The 19,153-nt window shown below is 35.6% G+C and carries 28 protein-coding genes; 1 reads left to right on the top strand and 27 read right to left on the bottom strand.

Translation table 11 applies throughout. The annotated features are described in order from the left end of the window. Positions 1 to 66: 66 nt before the first annotated feature. The 4 genes from glmS to cdaA form a co-directional block, all read right to left on the bottom strand. Complete coding sequence (gene glmS, locus VXM77_RS11385) at positions 67 to 1,851, bottom strand: glutamine--fructose-6-phosphate transaminase (isomerizing) (protein WP_161832859.1); 1,785 nt, start codon at positions 1,849 to 1,851, stop codon at positions 67 to 69. A 476-nt stretch (positions 1,852 to 2,327) separates the two neighbouring features. Continuing rightward, on the bottom strand, positions 2,328 to 3,665 hold the full coding sequence (gene glmM / locus VXM77_RS11390) for a phosphoglucosamine mutase (protein ID WP_161832860.1): 1,338 nt from the start codon (positions 3,663 to 3,665) through the stop codon (positions 2,328 to 2,330). A 17-nt stretch (positions 3,666 to 3,682) separates the two neighbouring features. Further along, the gene (locus VXM77_RS11395) at positions 3,683 to 5,053 is read right to left on the bottom strand and encodes a CdaR family protein (protein WP_161832861.1); all 1,371 of its coding nucleotides are present in this window, start codon (positions 5,051 to 5,053) and stop codon (positions 3,683 to 3,685) included. Between the two features lie 37 nt (positions 5,054 to 5,090). Continuing rightward, the gene (gene cdaA, locus VXM77_RS11400) at positions 5,091 to 5,858 is read right to left on the bottom strand and encodes a diadenylate cyclase CdaA (RefSeq protein ID WP_161832862.1); all 768 of its coding nucleotides are present in this window, start codon (positions 5,856 to 5,858) and stop codon (positions 5,091 to 5,093) included. Between the two features lie 326 nt (positions 5,859 to 6,184). Between cdaA and VXM77_RS11405 the strand changes: the two genes are divergently transcribed. After that, positions 6,185 to 7,816, top strand: coding sequence for an ISL3 family transposase (locus VXM77_RS11405; protein ID WP_304407259.1), 1,632 nt, complete (start codon positions 6,185 to 6,187; stop codon positions 7,814 to 7,816). A 392-nt stretch (positions 7,817 to 8,208) separates the two neighbouring features. Here VXM77_RS11405 and rplQ read toward each other — a convergent pair whose 3' ends face one another. Genes rplQ through rpsC form a run of 23 tightly spaced genes read right to left on the bottom strand, consistent with a single transcriptional unit; the run spans position 8,209 to position 19,148 of the window. Next, entirely contained in the window at positions 8,209 to 8,571 is a 363-nt protein-coding gene (rplQ, locus tag VXM77_RS11410) for a 50S ribosomal protein L17 (RefSeq protein ID WP_338506390.1), read from the bottom strand. 43 nt (positions 8,572 to 8,614) lie between these two features. Further along, positions 8,615 to 9,559 (bottom strand): DNA-directed RNA polymerase subunit alpha, encoded by a 945-nt coding sequence (locus tag VXM77_RS11415; protein ID WP_161831739.1) that lies wholly within the window; start codon positions 9,557 to 9,559, stop codon positions 8,615 to 8,617. 58 nt (positions 9,560 to 9,617) lie between these two features. Next, complete coding sequence (gene rpsK, locus VXM77_RS11420) at positions 9,618 to 10,007, bottom strand: 30S ribosomal protein S11 (RefSeq protein ID WP_055242986.1); 390 nt, start codon at positions 10,005 to 10,007, stop codon at positions 9,618 to 9,620. Positions 10,008 to 10,023: 16 nt separating this feature from the next. Then, the gene (gene rpsM, locus VXM77_RS11425; RefSeq protein WP_161831740.1) at positions 10,024 to 10,389 is read right to left on the bottom strand and encodes a 30S ribosomal protein S13; all 366 of its coding nucleotides are present in this window, start codon (positions 10,387 to 10,389) and stop codon (positions 10,024 to 10,026) included. 19 nt (positions 10,390 to 10,408) lie between these two features. Further along, positions 10,409 to 10,522 carry a 50S ribosomal protein L36 gene (gene rpmJ, locus VXM77_RS11430; protein WP_006784454.1) on the bottom strand — a complete coding sequence of 38 codons (114 nt, stop codon included), beginning with the start codon at positions 10,520 to 10,522 and terminating at the stop codon, positions 10,409 to 10,411. A 36-nt stretch (positions 10,523 to 10,558) separates the two neighbouring features. Further along, the gene (gene infA / locus VXM77_RS11435; RefSeq protein WP_006784453.1) at positions 10,559 to 10,777 is read right to left on the bottom strand and encodes a translation initiation factor IF-1; all 219 of its coding nucleotides are present in this window, start codon (positions 10,775 to 10,777) and stop codon (positions 10,559 to 10,561) included. 19 nt (positions 10,778 to 10,796) lie between these two features. Next, the gene (map, locus tag VXM77_RS11440; protein ID WP_161831741.1) at positions 10,797 to 11,543 is read right to left on the bottom strand and encodes a type I methionyl aminopeptidase; all 747 of its coding nucleotides are present in this window, start codon (positions 11,541 to 11,543) and stop codon (positions 10,797 to 10,799) included. After that, positions 11,543 to 12,193: an adenylate kinase gene (locus VXM77_RS11445; protein WP_161831742.1), complete on the bottom strand. Its 651-nt coding sequence runs from the start codon at positions 12,191 to 12,193 to the stop codon at positions 11,543 to 11,545. Before VXM77_RS11445 ends, map begins: the two co-directional genes overlap by 1 nt. A 13-nt stretch (positions 12,194 to 12,206) precedes the next feature. Continuing rightward, positions 12,207 to 13,484, bottom strand: a complete 1,278-nt coding sequence (gene secY, locus VXM77_RS11450; RefSeq protein ID WP_161831743.1) for a preprotein translocase subunit SecY — start codon at positions 13,482 to 13,484, stop codon at positions 12,207 to 12,209. Next, on the bottom strand, positions 13,484 to 13,924 hold the full coding sequence (gene rplO / locus VXM77_RS11455; RefSeq protein WP_161831744.1) for a 50S ribosomal protein L15: 441 nt from the start codon (positions 13,922 to 13,924) through the stop codon (positions 13,484 to 13,486). Before rplO ends, secY begins: the two co-directional genes overlap by 1 nt. Positions 13,925 to 13,945: 21 nt before the next feature. Further along, positions 13,946 to 14,128 (bottom strand): 50S ribosomal protein L30, encoded by a 183-nt coding sequence (rpmD, locus tag VXM77_RS11460; protein ID WP_161831745.1) that lies wholly within the window; start codon positions 14,126 to 14,128, stop codon positions 13,946 to 13,948. A 13-nt stretch (positions 14,129 to 14,141) separates the two neighbouring features. Beyond that, positions 14,142 to 14,645, bottom strand: a complete 504-nt coding sequence (rpsE, locus tag VXM77_RS11465; protein WP_161831746.1) for a 30S ribosomal protein S5 — start codon at positions 14,643 to 14,645, stop codon at positions 14,142 to 14,144. 20 nt (positions 14,646 to 14,665) lie between these two features. Further along, on the bottom strand, positions 14,666 to 15,028 hold the full coding sequence (gene rplR / locus VXM77_RS11470; RefSeq protein ID WP_161831747.1) for a 50S ribosomal protein L18: 363 nt from the start codon (positions 15,026 to 15,028) through the stop codon (positions 14,666 to 14,668). A gap of 18 nt (positions 15,029 to 15,046) precedes the next feature. Then, positions 15,047 to 15,589 carry a 50S ribosomal protein L6 gene (gene rplF, locus VXM77_RS11475; protein WP_161831748.1) on the bottom strand — a complete coding sequence of 181 codons (543 nt, stop codon included), beginning with the start codon at positions 15,587 to 15,589 and terminating at the stop codon, positions 15,047 to 15,049. Positions 15,590 to 15,616: 27 nt separating this feature from the next. Further along, positions 15,617 to 16,015: a 30S ribosomal protein S8 gene (rpsH, locus tag VXM77_RS11480; RefSeq protein WP_161831749.1), complete on the bottom strand. Its 399-nt coding sequence runs from the start codon at positions 16,013 to 16,015 to the stop codon at positions 15,617 to 15,619. Positions 16,016 to 16,054: 39 nt separating this feature from the next. Then, positions 16,055 to 16,240, bottom strand: a complete 186-nt coding sequence (locus VXM77_RS11485) for a type Z 30S ribosomal protein S14 (protein ID WP_055243006.1) — start codon at positions 16,238 to 16,240, stop codon at positions 16,055 to 16,057. Positions 16,241 to 16,262: 22 nt separating this feature from the next. Beyond that, on the bottom strand, positions 16,263 to 16,802 hold the full coding sequence (gene rplE / locus VXM77_RS11490) for a 50S ribosomal protein L5 (protein ID WP_055243008.1): 540 nt from the start codon (positions 16,800 to 16,802) through the stop codon (positions 16,263 to 16,265). A 32-nt stretch (positions 16,803 to 16,834) separates the two neighbouring features. Further along, positions 16,835 to 17,140, bottom strand: a complete 306-nt coding sequence (gene rplX, locus VXM77_RS11495) for a 50S ribosomal protein L24 (RefSeq protein WP_161831750.1) — start codon at positions 17,138 to 17,140, stop codon at positions 16,835 to 16,837. Positions 17,141 to 17,176: 36 nt separating this feature from the next. Further along, a complete protein-coding gene (rplN, locus tag VXM77_RS11500; protein WP_055243011.1) occupies positions 17,177 to 17,545 on the bottom strand; it encodes a 50S ribosomal protein L14 in 369 nt (122 codons plus the stop codon). 42 nt (positions 17,546 to 17,587) lie between these two features. Further along, entirely contained in the window at positions 17,588 to 17,845 is a 258-nt protein-coding gene (gene rpsQ, locus VXM77_RS11505; protein WP_161831751.1) for a 30S ribosomal protein S17, read from the bottom strand. Positions 17,846 to 17,868: 23 nt separating this feature from the next. Beyond that, a complete protein-coding gene (gene rpmC / locus VXM77_RS11510) occupies positions 17,869 to 18,063 on the bottom strand; it encodes a 50S ribosomal protein L29 (protein WP_055243015.1) in 195 nt (64 codons plus the stop codon). Beyond that, positions 18,053 to 18,484, bottom strand: coding sequence for a 50S ribosomal protein L16 (rplP, locus tag VXM77_RS11515; protein WP_161831752.1), 432 nt, complete (start codon positions 18,482 to 18,484; stop codon positions 18,053 to 18,055). Before rplP ends, rpmC begins: the two co-directional genes overlap by 11 nt. A gap of 1 nt (position 18,485) precedes the next feature. Further along, positions 18,486 to 19,148 (bottom strand): 30S ribosomal protein S3, encoded by a 663-nt coding sequence (gene rpsC, locus VXM77_RS11520; protein WP_161831753.1) that lies wholly within the window; start codon positions 19,146 to 19,148, stop codon positions 18,486 to 18,488. Between the last annotated feature and the right edge of the window lie 5 nt (positions 19,149 to 19,153).

The raw sequence follows: 19,153 nt of genomic DNA on the forward strand, positions 1-19,153 counted from the left end.
TACAATATCTCTTAAAAAAAGGTGTGAGACATTGCTCACACCTTTCCGACATTACTACTAAATCTATTATTCCACAGTAACTGATTTTGCTAAATTACGTGGTTTATCAATATCAAAATCACGTTGTAATGCTGCATAATAAGAAATTAATTGCGTTGGAACAACCGTTACTAATGGCGTTAATAATGGATGCACATCATCGATGACAATTTGGTCTGTTTCAGAGCTTAATGAACGTAAGGAAATAATAACTGTATTTGCCCCACGCGCTTTAACCTCCTTAACATTTGAACGCGTATTTAAATTAACTGCCTCTTGAGAGATAATTGCAATGACTGGTGTTCCCTTTTCAATTAAAGCAATAGTTCCGTGTTTTAATTCTCCAGCCGCAAACCCTTCCGTTTGGATATATGAAATCTCTTTTAATTTTAAAGCTGCTTCTAATGCGACATAATAATCCACATGTCGCCCAATATAGAAACAATTTCGTTGTGTTAAATATTCTTTCGCGATTTCTTCATATTGTTCCTTGTGATCTGTAATACTTTCCATCACATTAGCTACAATCGCTAATTCACGAGATAAATCTAAATCTGACTTTCCAGCCACTTTAGCAGCTAAAACCGCCTGGACTGCTACCTGGGCTGTGTAAGCCTTTGTTGAAGCAACTGCGATTTCAGGCCCTGCATGCAATAATAATGTATGATCAGCCTCACGTGATAACGTTGATCCCGGTACATTTGTAATAGTTAGAGATGGATATCCTAATTGTTTAATCTTAACTAATACGGCACGACTATCTGCAGTTTCACCTGATTGAGAAATAAAGATAAATAATGGATTCTTACTTATAACAGGTGTATTATAAACAAACTCAGATGAAATATGCACCTCTGTTGGGATACCAGCTAACTGTTCAAATAATTGTTTTCCAACAAAACCAGCATGCATACTTGTCCCTGCAGCAATAATATATAAACGATCAGCAGATTGTACCGCATCTACAATCTTTTGATCCATTTTAATTTGACCATCTTCAAAGTATTGCTCTACAATTCGTCGGATAACATAAGGTTGTTCATCAATTTCTTTTAACATGTAATGAGGGTATGTCCCCTTTTCAATATCTGAAGCATCTAATTCAGCAGTAAATGGTGAACGTTTAACAGGAACTCCTAACAGATTATAGATAGTAACTCCCTCACGAGTTAATTTAATAAATTCCTCATCTTCAATTTCAACAAATTGATTCGTACATTGAAGCATTGCCATGGCATCAGATCCAATCATGTTAAATCCTTCACCTAATCCAATTAACATTGGAGACTTATTTTTAGCTGCATATAAAACATCTGGATTCTCTGCATCAATGACTCCTAATGCATAAGAACCATGTAATAGGCTCATAACGTGACGAATTGCTAATTCTACATCCTCTTTCTCTAAAACAAAGTGTTCAATTAGAGCGGCAATCACTTCAGTATCTGTATCAGAAATAAATTTATAGTTTGGTAAAAATTCTTGACGTAATTCTAGTTCATTTTCAATAACCCCATTATGGACAATCGTAAAACGTCCTGTACTTGATTGATGAGGATGTGAATTACGTTGATTAGGGGCACCGTGAGTTGCCCAACGTGTATGCCCAATTCCTACAGTAGATAAAACAGTTTCATCTACAACCGTACGTAAATGTGCAATACGGCCTTTATCTTTAAAAATATGTACACCATTCTCATTCACAACTGCGATTCCCGCAGAGTCATACCCTCGGTATTCTAACTTCTCTAAACCATTTAACAGAATATCTTTAACATCCTGTGTACCAATATATCCTACAATTCCACACATATTTATAACAACTCCTTCTTTTTTTAATAGATACAAAAATAGAGTCGCTTTCTTAATTACCTTTTCTTCAATTTTGTCGTAAGGGTTACCCCTTAGTTTTGTTTGAAGACCACGACTGAGGTATACAGCCGGAAGGCATCCGCCGAATAATCGATTAACCTTCACCTCGTCAGCTAATGAAATATATTCAAGAGCTCTGGCGCTTTATGAATAGACAAAACTTATCTACCCCAAATCCTCCTTCCCCATAGAAAGCAACATCTCAATTATATCATATGCGACAAAAAAAAGTATGTTATTTTAGTCCCAAACAAAATAATTCTTTTCAGAAAAAAGCCGTCTCTAATTGAAGGCACGTAGATTTATTTAGAGATATAAAAAATTACCCATCCTACTATTAGAATTTTTACAGGAATGTAGCATTTAACAACGTCTTAAACATGTAAAAAGGGAGACACAAGTCTCCCTTTTTATCCTTATTTCAATTCACGTTCTACAACATTTAAGATTCGCTCTACATATGACTCACATAACTCCTGGGTTTTAGCTTCAACCATTACCCTAACTAACGGTTCTGTTCCAGAAGGACGAACTAACACTCGTCCCTCACCAGACATTTCGGCCTCAACTTCAGCTATTACCTTTAAGATGGCTTCATTTGTCATCATCGCATTTTTATCCTCAACACGAAGATTTTTTAATAATTGCGGATACTTTGGCATTGCCTTAGCTAAATCTGCTAAACTCTTTTCCTTTTCTGCAACAATTTTAGCAAGTTGAACAGCACTTAACATTCCATCTCCCGTTGTTCCATAGTCTAGAAAAATTAAATGTCCTGATTGTTCACCACCAAAGTTATAATCGTTCTTTAACATTTCCTCTAAAACATAGCGGTCACCCACTTTGGTCTGAACACTATGTAGCCCATTCTCTTCAATAGCATGATAGAATCCCAAATTACTCATTACTGTTGAGACGACAGTACCTTTTTTCAATAACCCATTCTCATTTAAATACTGACCGACAATAAACATAATATGATCTCCATCAATGATAGCTCCCGTATGATCAACTGCAATTAATCGATCACAATCGCCATCAAACGCAAAACCTAAGTCTGCCTCGTGCTTAACAACTTCTTTTGCTAACGCCTCTGGATGTGTTGATCCACAATTATGATTAATGTTAATTCCATCCGGATTTGAAGAAACCGTTACAATATCTGCATCTAAATCTGCAAATAATTGGGGTGCTAATGCAGAGCTAGCGCCATTCGCACAGTCTAATACAATTTTTAATCCTGTTAATTTTTGACCTACAGTCCCTTTAATAAAGTTAACATATTTTTGAGATCCCATTTGAAAATCTTCAATACGCCCAATCTCACCAGCTATAGGTCGAGGTAATTCATCAGCTAAATCAATTAAATTCTCAATTTCTTCTTCCTCTGAATCACTTAATTTATAACCACTATGACTAAAAATTTTAATTCCATTATCCTGTACCGGATTATGAGACGCAGAAATCATTATCCCCGCATCTACATCTAAACTCTTTGTTAAATAGGCAACCCCAGGAGTAGTAATAACCCCTAGCGTAAGAACATCTGCACCAGATGAAACTAATCCGGCAATTAATGCACTTTCTAATAACTCACCTGAAATTCGTGTATCACGGCCAATTAATACCTTTGGGCGAGTATTCTTAGACTTTAAATGGTTCCCTAAAATTCTTCCTAATTTCAATGTAAACTCTGGAGTTAATTCAGTATTAGCAATTCCTCTAATTCCATCTGTACCAAAATATTTTCCCATTTATCATAACCTCACTTTTATTCTGTAATAATAATATTTATCTTTGCCCTACTTGGATCAATGATTACGTTATCAACTGTCTCTATTGTAACCGGAATTTGATATTCACCTGGCGTATATCCGTTTAAATCAATAAAAACCTTAATATCTTCATTAGAGAGCAAATCTAAACGTGTTTTAGCTCCGCTTAATGTTAAATCAACCATAGCATCATCTAGAGATTTGGCCTTTACTTTATAGCGAGAGTCCAAATTTTTAAATTCAATCGGAACATCCTCTAGAATCTTCTTCTTTGTTTCTTCAAATTTCACTTTCACCTTTACAGTATCAGTATCCATTTTATGTACATTTTCTGGTTTTTCGAGCTTTACTATAATCTCATTATTCTCATCTAACTGATATAAATCAACCTGAGCTATCAGTTCAGTATACACATCGATTACATCAGATTCACCATACAATTTAACTTTTGATGGTTCTATACTAATGGATTCTATGCTATAACCCTCTGGAGGATTTCCTGTAATAACCTCCTTAATAGGAATAACCTTACTTGGAGTGGTCACTTGTGTTGAAACCATTACCCTTTCTGGCCTAATCTCAACATCAAGCTTATTACCAAGTCTATCGTAAGCATAAACCGGAGCCTCGTAATCAGAAAGTTTAGAAAGATCCGAAACATCCACTATAGCCTTAACACTAGCTATTTGATCTACAACAATTTGAGGACCCTTTATTTTCACGGTATCGACAGCCACTTGAGGATCACCTAATACATACATCTCATCAATTTGATCTAAATTTACAAAGTCTGCCCTTATCGGCTTATCCGTTTCTATTAAGGACATGATAGTAACAACAATCGTACTAGGATCTAACTTAACGTCCAGGTCATTGCTGAGTTTACTATATTCTAAATTAACCTTATGGGTTCCTGGAGGTAGATTCCTTAAATCGGCATAAACCTCAAAGTTAGATTTTGCTTTAGCAATATCAACTTTTCCTCGATCACCAATTAGTGTAACATCTACAGTAGCAGGTAATCCATCAACTACCATTCTGTCTTGGTCATAATACTGACTCAGTGGATAATTATTAATATCCGCAGAGTACCGCTCCTTAGCATTGGGAACATACCTTATATTTATAGCAAATACGATCGCTACTACTAACGCTAGTAACTTAATTAATCTTTCATTACGAAGTAAGCTTTCGTATATATGGTCCAATTTTTGAAACCTTAACACACTTAATAACATTCCCGGATTAGTCAAAACTCTTCCCAATGTTTTGGAAAAGTCTATAACTTTATGTATAAATTTTTCTGTCCCGTATGCTTGATTAGTTTCCTCATGTTCGCGCTGTTCCTGCATATTCTCTTTTTTCATAAAACACCACCTTTATAGATTACAATCGCTGGATTAACTAACCTAAATACTTCTCTAAATCGGCCTTAAATGTATCTATACGATCGTAAACCTTTAGCTCCCCCTTGTACGCAATCGAGTATCTTCCAGTTTCTTCAGATACAACCAAGGTTAAACTATCAGAAATTTCACTAATTCCGATAGCTGCCCGATGCCTTGTTCCAAATGCCTTATTAATATCCTCTCTTCTCGTCGAGGGAAGATAGGCACCAGCACAATAAAGTTTTCCATCTCTAATCATAACGGCACCATCATGAAGTGGGGTGGTGGGTACAAAGATAGTCGTCAACAACTCCTGAGAGATTTCACCATCAATGATTGTAGACGGTGTTATAAATTCATCTAATTTTACGCCTCTCTCAATAACAATTAATGCCCCAATACGTCGCTTTGCTAGAAACTCTACTGAATTGGCTAGTATACTATGTATATCATTTACGGCAAGGCTATTCTTTTCCCGATTCATCGTGCTATTACGTCCAATTTGCTCTAAACCACTACGAATTTCTGGTTGAAAAATAATAATGACAGCAAGTAATCCCCAATCAATAATATTACCGATTAATGCACTTAGAGTATATAAATCAAATATTTGACTAATAATATCAATCAAATATATGAGCATAACTCCCTTAAGGATTTGAACAGCACGAACATTTGATTTAATCAATTTTAATATGTAGTATATAATCAACCATACGAAATAGACATCTAAACATACTAATAACAGTTCAAAAAATGTAAAGTTTTCTACCGTATTAATCAAATCAGAGCCTCCTTTTTTCTACTAGTTTTATTATAACACAATTCAATCAAATATAAATAAACCTCTAGTCTTTTATAGATAATATTCCAGTATATGCTTATAAAACGATATTTTATCTACCATCTGTTCTACTAAGCAATACTCTAATGTATTAGAATAATCATTCTAAATTTACTAAAAATATATTTTTTATTAATTATCCGTTGGCGAAGAAAATATTTAAAACTACTATATGAATGCTAACATAAATGTGGTTCTTCCTGACTTTTGGTGATAAAACGCTTTACCTGATATAATGAAAAGACATCGTAGAGAGGTATATCATCATGAATCTTAATGTCTTTTTCCCTGAAAATCTTATGATTCAATCCATTGAAAATAATGAGCATATAATCTTGATTTGTTTAAAATCTGAATCAAAATTTAACCACTGTCCCTTATGTGGGATGAAAAGTCACCAGGTACACAGTACGTATCTTAGAAAACCATTAGATGCGTCTATCCTTAATAAACCTGTTCAATTAAGGATACAAGCTAAAAAGTTTTTTTGTTTAAATCCTAACTGTAAACGTCAAATTTTTACTGAAAGATTTACTGGCTTTTTAAATGCCTATCGGCGTTTAACCATTCGTCTTGAAGAGGTTTTTCTTCAATTATCATTATCGATGAGTGCGGAAGCTTTATCACGCTTTCTTTTTAAACTTGGATATAAACGAAGTGGAGATGCACTATTAGATTTATTACGACGTATCGATTCTACTGAAAAAGATATAAAAAATCAGTCATTAACCCATATTGGGGTTGATGACTTTTCTTTTCGTCGAGGGGTCGACTTTGGAACGGTTATTTGTGATTTAGAAACGCATCGTCCGGTTGAAATTCTGGCCTCTCGTTCGACTCAAGCGTTTAAAGAATGGTTGGAAAAACATCCCTCAGTTGAATTAGTGACACGTGATCGTGCAACAACTTATACTAAAGCCATTCATTTAACGAATCCTAACATTATTCAGGTTGCCGACAAGTGGCACTTTCTTAAAAACCTATTAACGGTTGTTAAAGAAACCATTAGTTCTCGTTTTCCTAAAGGATGGTTTATCATGCCTGAATCTTCAATCACTAAAAAAACAGATCCAGCGACAGATATAACGATTACTAACGTGAACTCAATATCCAGTCATGAATCATTATCTGAAAAGGAACAAGCAAAATGGGCACTCATTTTGGAGATTCAAAAGGTCTACCAACAAGTAGGCTCTATTCGTCAAACAGCCAGACAACTTAAGTTAAGTCGGACAACCGTAGCGAAGTATATTCAGTTATCTGAACCTCCCAAGCAAATACGAAAGCCCCGTGTTAATCAATTTGTCCCCTATTTAAATCAAATCACACAATGGTGTCAGGAGGGAAAAACTGCTCGTTGGATTCATGAACAACTCATCCACCAAGGGTTTAAAGGAGGAGCTTCTTCAACTCGTCGAAAAGTTCAAGAAATTAAAGCAAATCTCCCCGTAAAAACAAGTGAGAAGGCAACAGAAAAAATATCAAAAAAATCTAGTAAATTATTGAAAGCAACGAAGTTTCAACTCACCTCATTCATTTGGCGAAAACCAACGTCTTTAACTCAACCAGAATTAAATTTATTAAATGAACTCTTTCAAGCTCATGCAGACTTAAGTGAACTATATACAGCCATCCAAGTATTTAGAGATTTGGTCACGATGGGGCAAGTATTCAAATTATCTCAATGGCTAGAACGTTACGCTACTCATGAGATTAAATTACTGCGTGAGTTTTGTCTTCGAATGAAACGTGATGAGCAATCGATCAGTAACGCATTAGTTTATCCATACACTAATGCGATTTGTGAAGGGAATGTCAACCGAATTAAAATGATTAAACGCCAAATGTATGGACGAGCAAGTTTTGAACTTCTACGTATTAAAGTGCTCTATTCCTAGAAAGGGCTTTTCACCAAAATAGCGGAAGAATCACTTTTTTATTGACATTTATACTACTAGATCCTATTCTTTTGATTGAATAAAATAATTGAGTTAATTTTATTATTTATAAGATACATTTTCATATATTTTAAATAAATATTATATTAACTACCGTTAAATGGATACAAATGCTTATCTCACCAAATGTATAACACATTTTCTATACTATATATCCTGATTATTAGAATTCAACGATATAGTAAAATATGTCTAAGATTAAATTTAAAATCCTAGCGATATAAGCACTAGGATTTTAAATTTAATTTTTTCATACTAACAATTCAAATTCATCTTCAGGATTATAGCATAAAAAAAACCATAGAAGATAAAGTCCTCTATGGTTCTAAAAATTATACTAACTCGATAACTACCATTTCAGCTGCATCCCCACGACGAGGTCCAACTTTTAAAATACGAGTGTATCCACCGTTACGCTCAGCATAGCGAGGTGCGATATCAGAGAATAATTTTTGTACAGCTGTTGCTCCAGTTTCATCGTTTGCAACTTCAGAGCGTACATATGCAGCTGCTTGACGACGAGCATGTAAGTCTCCGCGTTTACCTAAAGTAATTAATTTTTCAACTACTGAACGTAATTCCTTTGCACGAGCTTCAGTTGTAACAATGCGTTCGTTAATGATTAAATCTGTTGATAAATCACGTAACATTGCTTTACGTTGATGACTAAGACGTCCTAATTTTCTATAAGCCACTTAAAATTCCTCCTTCCATATGAAAATGGAATTATAACATTATTTATTTAGTGCAACCTAGGCTTAATCCTAATTCGTCAAGTTTGTCCTTAACTTCTTTTAATGATTTTTTACCTAAATTACGAACCTTCATCATATCTTCTTCAGAATGACGAGCTAACTCTTCAACCGTATTGATTCCAGCACGACGTAAACAGTTATATGATCTAACTGATAAATCTAACTCTTCGATTGGCATTTCTAATACTTTATTTTTTTCTTCATCTTCTCGTTCAACAATAAATGCTGCAAGTTGTCCAGCTTCATTTAAATTAACTAAAATGCTGAAGTGTTCAACTAAAATTTTAGATGCCAAAGAAATTGCTTCTTGAGGATTCACGCTACCGTTAGTCCATACCTCTAAAGTTAATTTATCATATGATGCATCTTGTCCTACACGTGTTTTTTCTACATCGTATGAAACGCGTGTTACTGGAGTATAAATAGAATCAATTGCAATTTCACCAGTGCTTTCTAAAAGTTTTTTATTATCATCCGCACCTACATAACCATTTCCACGACGAGCTTTCATAGTCATTCTTAAACGACCAGTAGCTGATAATGTAGCAATATGTAAATCTGGATTAATAATTTCTACTTCTTCGTCACACTCAATGTCAGCGGCAGTTACTGCGCCTTCTCTTGCAACATCAATACGAAGTTCTTTAACTTCCTCTGAATCAATAGATAAAATTAAATTTTTTAAATTTAAAATAATTTGCGTTACATCTTCAACAACACCATCAATAGAGGTAAATTCGTGTTGAACTCCTTCTATAGAAATAGATGTTACCGCAGCTCCAGGAAGTGATGATAGTAATACTCGACGTAAGGAATTCCCTAACGTAGTACCATATCCACGTTTTAGAGGCTCAATAACAAATTTCCCATAGAATTCATCTTTGATGTATTCTTCAATTTCAATTCTTGGTTTTTCGATTTCTAACATCGATTTCCCTCCTCAGGATCGCTTAATAGTAGGGTACTACTTTCAAATAACTTCCTGATTAACCACGTGGGTGTTTTGGTGGACGGCATCCGTTATGAGGAACCGGAGTAACGTCTTTAATAGCTGTTACATCTAATCCTGCAGCTTGTAAAGCACGGATAGCTGCTTCACGACCAGGACCAGGACCTTTAACAGATACGTCTACACTTTTCATTCCATGATCCATTGCAGCTTTTGCAGCAGCTTCTGATGCCATTTGAGCAGCGAATGGAGTTGATTTACGAGATCCTTTAAATCCTAATGCACCTGCACTTGACCATGAGATTGCATTACCATGAGGATCAGTAATCGTAACAATTGTATTATTGAAAGTCGAGTGGATATGTGCTACACCTGTAGCAATATTCTTTTTAACACGACGTTTACGACTAACTTGTTTACGTGCCATATGATGACCCTCCTAACTATTTTTTCTTATTAGCAACTGTTTTACGTGGACCTTTACGAGTACGGGCATTATTTTTAGTATTTTGTCCGCGTACTGGTAAACTTCTACGATGGCGGATACCACGGAATGAAGCAATTTCCATTAAACGTTTAATATTTAATGAAACTTCACGACGTAAGTCTCCTTCTACTTTTAATTTATCTACTTCAACACGGATACGGTTTAACTCGTCTTCAGTTAAATCGCGTACACGTGTATCTTCTGATACACCAGCAGCAGCTAAGATTTGTTGAGCTGTTGGTTTACCAATTCCATAGATATATGTTAATGAAATTACAACGCGTTTATCGCGAGGAATATCTACACCAGCAATACGTGCCATACATTGCACCTCCTAAAGCTTATCCTTGTTTTTGTTTATGTTTTGGATTTTCACAAATTACCATTACTTTTCCTTTACGGCGAATAACTTTACATTTATCGCAGATAGGTTTAACAGATGGTCTTACTTTCATGAATTAAAACCTCCTCATTTTTCAGTATATCGGAGTCTATTTGTGACGATATGTAATGCGCCCACGTGTTAAGTCATAAGGAGATAATTCTACTGTTACTTTATCACCTGGTAAAATACGAATGAAATTCATACGGATTTTACCAGAAACGTGAGCAATTAATTGATGACCATTTTCTAATTCTACTTTAAACATAGCGTTTGGCAAATTATCGATAACGGTAGCTTCTACTTCAATAACGTCTTGCTTAGCCATTGATTATGCCTCCTTACCTTTATAACTTAGTTAATATTTCATATCCATTCTCTGTAACGACAATGGTATGTTCAAAATGAGCACAGAGTGACTTATCACGAGTGACTACAGTCCAATTATCAGGTAGAGTACGAACATATCTCTCCCCGTAGTTAACCATAGGCTCTATTGCTAAAGTCATGCCCTTTTTTAATCTTGGTCCTCGTCCAGGAGGTCCATAGTGTGGAATCGAAGGATCTTCATGTAGATCTTGGCCGACACCATGTCCAGCATACTCGCGAACAATCGAGAAATTATTTGATTCCACATATTCTTGTATAGCATGTGAAATATCAGATAAACGATTCCCCGCTTTAGCATATTCTAGACCGACAAATAATGATTTTTTTGTTACATCAAGTAAGCGTTGAGCCTCAGTTGAAATATTTCCTACAGGATAAGTCCATGCTGAGTCTCCATGATAACCATGATACTTGGCACCAATATCAATAGAGATAATATCTCCGTCCTTTAATATACGGTTTCCAGGAATACCATGAACCAATTCATCATTTACTGATGCACAAATACTTGCAGGGAACCCGTGATAACCTTTAAAAGAAGGTATTGCGCCATGACTACGAATTACATCCTCAACAATTTTATCTAATTGTTTAGTTGTTACACCAGGTTTAATATGCTTTTGAACCTCTTGATGAGCTAAAGCTACAATACGCCCGGCTTCTCGCATAATATCAATTTCGCGTGGAGTTTTACAAATAATCATTACTTATTGCCTCCAAGCACCTCACGGATTTCTTCAAATACAAGATCAATTGATTGTTGACCATTAATATTAACAAGATTTCCTGCTAAAGAGTAATAATCTAATAAAGGCTTAGTTTGACTAACATAAACATTTAAGCGATTACCAACCGTTTCTTCATTATCATCTTTACGTTGATATAATTCTCCACCACATTTATCGCAGACATCTGCATTTTTAGGTGGATTGAAGATCATGTGATATGTTGCCCCACATGAACGACAAATACGACGTCCTGTTAAGCGCTCTTTAAGAATGTCCAAATCAACATCAATATTAATTACATAATCAATCTTCGAATCAAGAGAAGTCAGTATTTCATCTAAGGCTTTTGCCTGATCTACTGTTCTCGGAAAACCATCTAATAGGAATCCCGACTTGCAATCTGATTCAGACAAACGATCCTTTACAATACCAATTGTAACATGGTCAGGTACTAATGCACCTTGATCCATGTAACGCTTAGCTTCCATACCTAATTCAGTTTGGTCTTTTATCGCCTTCCTAAACATATCACCAGTTGAAATATGTGGAATTTGATAATTTTCAACAATTTTTTCTGCCTGAGTACCTTTTCCAGCACCCGGAGGCCCCATAAATACGATTTTCATCATATCACCTCAATTATTTGATGAATCCTTTATATTTTTGATCCATTGTTTTTGTTTGGATTTGCTTAGCAGTTTCGATTGCAACACCAACTACAATTAATAAGCTTGTACCACCAATTTCAACACTACTTGGTAAATCAGTGATTGCCCCAAAAATAATTGGTAATCCTGCAATAACCACTAAATAAATAGCTCCAATAAAAGTGATACGAGATAAAATTTTTGATAAATATTCTTCAGTATCAACACCAGGTCTTACACCAGGAATGTATGATCCTTGCTTTTTTAAATTCTCTGCTACTTTTTCTGGACTTACTTGTACGAAAGCGTAAAAGTAAGTAAAAGCAACAATTAGTACAATATATAAAATAAATCCAATTGGTTGCTGGTAATTAAAGATAGCTTTAATTACATTCGCAACGCCTGATTCAGGCAAGAAATTAACCACAGTTAATGGTAAGCTCACAAGTGAAGCTGCAAAGATTACCGGTATTACTCCTGCTGAATTTAATTTCAACGGAATAAATGAATCTTTGCGTCCCGATAACTGAGCTGAATTATGTCTATTTGCATATTGAATTGGTAATTTTCTAGTTGCGCTCTGTAAATAAATAACAGCAATAATAGTCAGAGATAACAATGCTAGCACCGAGATAAATGCTAACACGTTAGAAACTGTTATATTTACCAAGTACTTTGTGTATAAATCGTTTAGCATATATGGAACTCGAGATAAAATACCAGCTACGATAATCATTGATGTACCATTACCAATCCCTTTACTAGTAATTTGGTCAGCAAGAAAAATCATAACAGCTGTCCCCGCAGTCATAGTTAATGCAATATATAGATAAGTAAGAATTGAATGACTTTCAAGTAATACTCCACCATATCCTAAGTCAAAACCAATTGACATCGCAATGGCTTGAACAAATGCAAGAACTAAAGTAACATAACGGGTTAGTTGATTTAATTTACGCTTCCCTGTTTCACCCTCTTTTGCCCATTCAGACAAAATCGGAACTACATCCATTTGAAGCAACTGGATTACAATTGATGCGGTAATGTAAGGGGAGATTGACATTGCAAACAATGAAAATCTTTTTAAAGCCCCTCCGCTTAACGTATCAAAGAATCCAAGCATCGGAGTTTGTGTTGCCTCAAGAACCGATGTATTAATTGTTGGCACAGGAATATAAGATCCAATACGATATACGATAAAAATCAATAAGGTAAATAAGATTCTTTTGCGTAAATCATCATTCTTCCATATTTTACTGAAAGTAGTCATTATAGCACCTCGATTGATCCACCTTGAGCCACAATTTGTTCTTCTGCTGTTTTTGAGAATTTAGCTGCTTTTACAGTTAATTTCTTATCTAGTTGTCCGTTTCCTAAAACCTTAAGCCCTGAGTGTAATTTTTTAATTACTCCAGTTTCTAATAAAAGTTCTGCAGTAACAACTGTACCTTCTTCGAATCTATTTAATTGATCTAAATTAACGATGGCGTATTCTTTACGGTTAATGTTAGTAAACCCGCGTTTTGGTAAACGACGGAATAAAGGAGTTTGTCCACCTTCGAATCCTAAGCGAACTCCACCACCTGAACGAGCGTTTTGTCCTTTGTGTCCTTTACCGGCAGTTTTACCTTGACCTGAACCGTGTCCACGACCGATACGTTTTCTATCTTTACGAGACCCTTCAGTATACGTTAACTCATGTAATTTCACCGAAAGCCACCTCCTCTTTAATTATTTCTCTACTACAGTCAATAAATGAGATACTTTATTAATCATTCCGCGAATAGCTACATTATCAGTCTTAACAACTGTTTGGTTTAATTTTTTTAAACCTAATGCTTTAACTGTTGCACGTTGAGATTCATTTTGACCGATTACACTACGTGTTAAAGTAATGTGTAATTCTTTAGCCATTGGAGTTCCCTCCTTATCCTAAGATTTCTTCAACAGTTTTCCCGCGTAATTCAGCTACACGTTCAACTGTTTTTAAATTTTCTAAACCATTAATTGTTGCACGTACCATGTTAATTGGTGTGTTTGATCCTAAAGATTTTGATAAGATATCTTGTACACCAGCTAATTCTAATACCGCACGAACAGGTCCACCTGCGATAACTCCTGTACCGGCAGAAGCAGGTTTTAATAATACGTTACCTGATCCGAATTCCCCAATGATTTGATGTGGAATTGTAGTTCCAACTGTAGGTACATAAATTAAGTTCTTTTTAGCACTTTCTACTGCCTTTTTGATTGCTTCTGGTACCTCTTGAGCTTTACCAGTACCGAAACCAACGTGACCATTTTTGTCACCGACAACAACTAATGCAGCAAAACGGAAACGACGTCCACCTTTTACTACCTTCGTTACACGATTAATAGTAACTACACGTTCTTCAAGTGTTAAGTTACTAGGGTCAATGATTTGACGCATCTTTGTCCCTCCTTCTTTAATTAGAATTTTAATCCATTTTCACGAGCTGCTTCTGCTAATGCTGCAACACGTCCGTGATAGATATATCCTCCACGGTCGAAAACAACTGATGAAATATTTTTTTCTAAAGCGCGCTTAGCAATTGAAGCACCTACTGCTTTAGCTGCTTCAACGTTACCTGTAGAAGCGATGTTTAAATCTTTATCTAAAGTTGATGCACTAACTAATGTAGTACCAGTTACATCATCAATTATTTGCGCATAAATGTGTTTGCTAGAGCGGAAAACATTTAAGCGTGGGCGCTCTGCAGTTCCTGTAACTTTAGCACGTACACGGTAATGTCTTTGTTTACGTAACTCATTACGTGATACTTTCTTAATCATTCAGGCCACCCCTTTCAATTATTTTTTAGCTTTTTTACCTTCTTTACGACGAACATGTTCACCTTTGTAACGGATTCCTTTTCCTTTGTATGGTTCAGGAGCACGTACAGCGCGAATGTTAGCAGCGAATTCTCCAACTACTTGTTTGTCGATCCCTTTTACTACAACAGTAGTATTGTTAGGTACTTCAATAGTTACACCAGCTGGTGCTTCCATTTCTACAGGATGAGAGTATCCAGCATTTAAAACAAGTTTTTCTCCTTGTTTTTGTGCACGATATCCAACCCCGATAATTTCTAATTCACGAGTGAATCCTTCTGAAACACCAACAACCATGTTATTTAATAAAGCACGTGTTGTTCCGTGTAACATTTTATTTTCTTTATTGTCATTTGGACGAACTACAGTTACTTCGTTTCCTTCAACTGTAATTTGCATATTTGAATTAAATGTACGAGAAAGTTCCCCTTTAGGTCCCTTCACAGTAACTAAATTATTTTCAGCAACAATCACTTCAACACCAGAAGGTAATGCTACTGGTTTATTACCAATACGAGACATTTATGTGACACCTCCTGTCTTTATTTATTACCAAACGTAAGCTAATACTTCTCCACCAATTTGTTGTTGACGAGCTTCTTTATCAGCCATAATTCCTTTAGATGTAGATAAGATAGCGATACCTAATCCGTTTAATACTTTAGGAACTTCGTTATTTTTTACATAAACACGTAACCCTGGTTTAGAGATACGTTTTAAACCTGTAATAACACGCTCGTTGTTTTTACCGTATTTTAAAGCAACACGTAAAACACCTTGTTTGTTATCTTCAATATATTCTACATCGCGAATAAAACCTTCACGCTTTAATAATTCTAATACTTCACGTTTCATCTTTGAAGCTGGCATTTCAACCACTTCATGACGCATTTGGTTTGCGTTACGAATACGTGTTAACATATCTGCAATAGGATCTGTCATTACCATTTATTTTTCCTCCTTCCCGTTTAAAGAGAATTAAGTTTATTACCAGCTTGCTTTTTTTACACCTGGGATTTGTCCTTTATATGCTAATTCACGGAAGCAAATACGGCATAATTTAAATTTGCGTAAGACAGAGTGTGGACGACCACAACGTTCGCAACGTGTATATTCACGAACCGCGAATTTTTGTTTACGCTGTTGTTTAATAATCATAGATTTTTTAGCCATGAGTGACGCCTCCTTTCATTAATTATTTTTGAAATGGCATCCCTAATTGAGTTAACAACTCACGAGCTTCTTCATCTGTGTTGGCAGTTGTAACTACAACGATATCCATTCCTCGAACTTTATTTACTTTATCGAAGTCGATTTCTGGGAAAATTAATTGTTCTTTAACACCTAATGTATAGTTTCCACGTCCATCGAATGATTTTTTAGAAACACCACGGAAATCACGTACACGTGGTAAAGAAACTGATACTAACTTGTCTAAGAAATCATACATACGCTCTCCACGTAATGTAACTTTACATCCGATTGGCATTCCTTCACGAAGACGGAAACCAGCGATAGATTTCTTAGCGCGTGTAATAACTGGTTTTTGTCCAGTAATTAAAGCTAATTCAGCTACAGCCTCATCTAAAACTTTAGAGTTGCTAACAGCATCTCCAATCCCCATGTTGATAACGATTTTATCAATAGTAGGAATTTGCATTACAGATTTATATCCGAATTTTTCAACCATTTGGTTTTTTACTTCATTTTCGTATTTTTGACGTAAACGATTCATGCAGGTTTACCTCCCTTCGTTGTTAAACTTTATTATAATACTTCACCTGATTTTTTAGCGAAGCGTACTTTTTTACCGTCAACGAATTTATATCCTACGCGTGTTGGTTTTCCGCTTTTTGGATCTACAATCATAACGTTAGATGCATGGATCGGTGCCTCAAATTCAACGATTCCACCATCTGGATTCATTTGTGAAGGACGTACATGCTTTTTAACAACATTTACACCTTCAACAACAACTTTATTTTTAGATGGGTGTGCTGCAAGAACAACCCCTTCTTTTCCTTTATCTTTACCTGAAATGATAACTACTTTATCTCCAGTTTTAATTTGCATATCGTGCACCTCCTAATCTTAAGGATTAAGTGTTAATTAAAGTACTTCTGGAGCTAATGAAACAATACGCATAAAATCTTTATCGCGTAATTCACGAGCTACTGGTCCGAAGATACGAGTACCACGTGGAGATTTATCGTCTTTAATAATAACTGCTGCATTTTCATCAAATTTAATATATGATCCATCAGCACGACGAGCTCCAGTTTTCGTACGGACGATTACTGCTTTAACAACATCACCTTTTTTTACAACTCCACCTGGTGCTGCTGACTTAACTGTAGCAACAATAACATCACCGATGTTTCCAGTTTTTTTGTGAGAACCACCTAAAATTTTAATTGCTAATAATTCTTTAGCTCCTGAGTTATCAGCAACTCTTAAACGTGTTTCTTGTTGAATCATGATTGGACCTCCTTTCAAGACTCCAGTATTTCATAGAATAAATTAAATAATAACTGCTTTTTCAACAATTTCAACTAAACGGAATTTTTTTGTTTTTGACATAGGACGGCATTCTTCAATGCGAACTAAATCTCCAACTTTTGCATCATTTAACTCATCGTGAGCTGCATATTTTTTTGAATATTTAACTCGTTTACCGTATAGAGGATGTACTTTATAAGATTCGATAAGTACTGTAATTGTTTTATCTGTTTTATCTGAAACTACACGTCCAGTAAAGGTTTTTTTAGTACGTTCCATAACTGAACCTCCTCTCAAGCTCATTATTTATTATTTTCGCGTTCGCTAATGATCGTTTTCATTCGTGCAATTCCTTTACGTACTTCACGAATACGACCTGTATTTTCTAATTGTCCTGTAGCTAATTGGAAACGAAGGTTGAATAACTCATCTTTTAATTCGTTAATTTTAGCTTCGATTTCTGTAGTGGTTAAATTACGGATTTCATTAGCTTTCATTACTATCACCACCGTCTACACGTTTTACAAACTTAGTTTGAACTGGTAATTTGTGAGAAGCAAGACGTAAAGCTTCACGTGCGATTTCCTCAGATACTCCACCAATTTCAAACATTACTTTTCCTGGTTTTACTACTGCAACCCATCCGTCTGGAGCCCCTTTACCAGATCCCATGCGGACTTCTAAAGGTTTTGCAGTTTTAGCTTGATGAGGGAAAATTTTAATCCAAACACGTCCGCTACGTTTCATATAACGAGTCATAGCAATACGTGCTGCTTCGATTTGGCGGTTAGTGATCCATGCACCAGTTGTTGCCTGTAAACCATATTCACCAAATACTACAGTTGTTCCACCTTTTGCACGTCCTTCATAAGACAAGCGGTGAGGGCGACGATATTTTGTACGTTTAGGTACTAACATATTATTTACCCTCCTTTGTTACTTGACGATTTTTTGTAGGTAATACTTCACCTTTATAGATCCATACTTTAACACCTAATTTACCGTAAGTTGTATCTGCTTCAGCAGTTGCATAATCAATATCAGCACGTAATGTATGTAAAGGTACATTTCCTTCGCTATACCCTTCAGCACGAGCCATATCTGCTCCACCTAAGCGTCCTGATACTTGTGTTTTAATCCCTTTAGCACCGAATTTAATTGCACGTTGGATTGCAACTTTTTGAACACGACGGAAAGAAGCACGATTTTCTAATTGTTCTGCAATTGAATTTGCAACTAATTGCGCATCAACTTCAGGACGTTTAATTTCAACAATACGGATGAAAACACGTTTACCTGTCATTTTCTCTAATTGAGCAACAGCTGCATCTTTTTCTGATCCACCACGACCAATTACCATACCTGGTTTAGCCGTATGAATAATAATATTAACACGGTTTTTTGCACGTTCAATTTCAACGCGTGATACCGAAGCTCTTTTGAATTTGTTATTAATGTAATCACGGATTTTTAAGTCTTCGTGTAATAAAGTAGCGAAGTCTTTGTCGTTTGCGTACCAACGAGCATCCCAATCACGAATTACACCAACACGTAAACCAATTGGACTAACTTTTTGACCCACTTCGT

Source organism: Turicibacter sp. KK003, assembly GCF_037014675.1.
Taxonomy (GTDB): domain Bacteria; phylum Bacillota_I; class Bacilli_A; order MOL361; family Turicibacteraceae; genus Turicibacter; species Turicibacter faecis.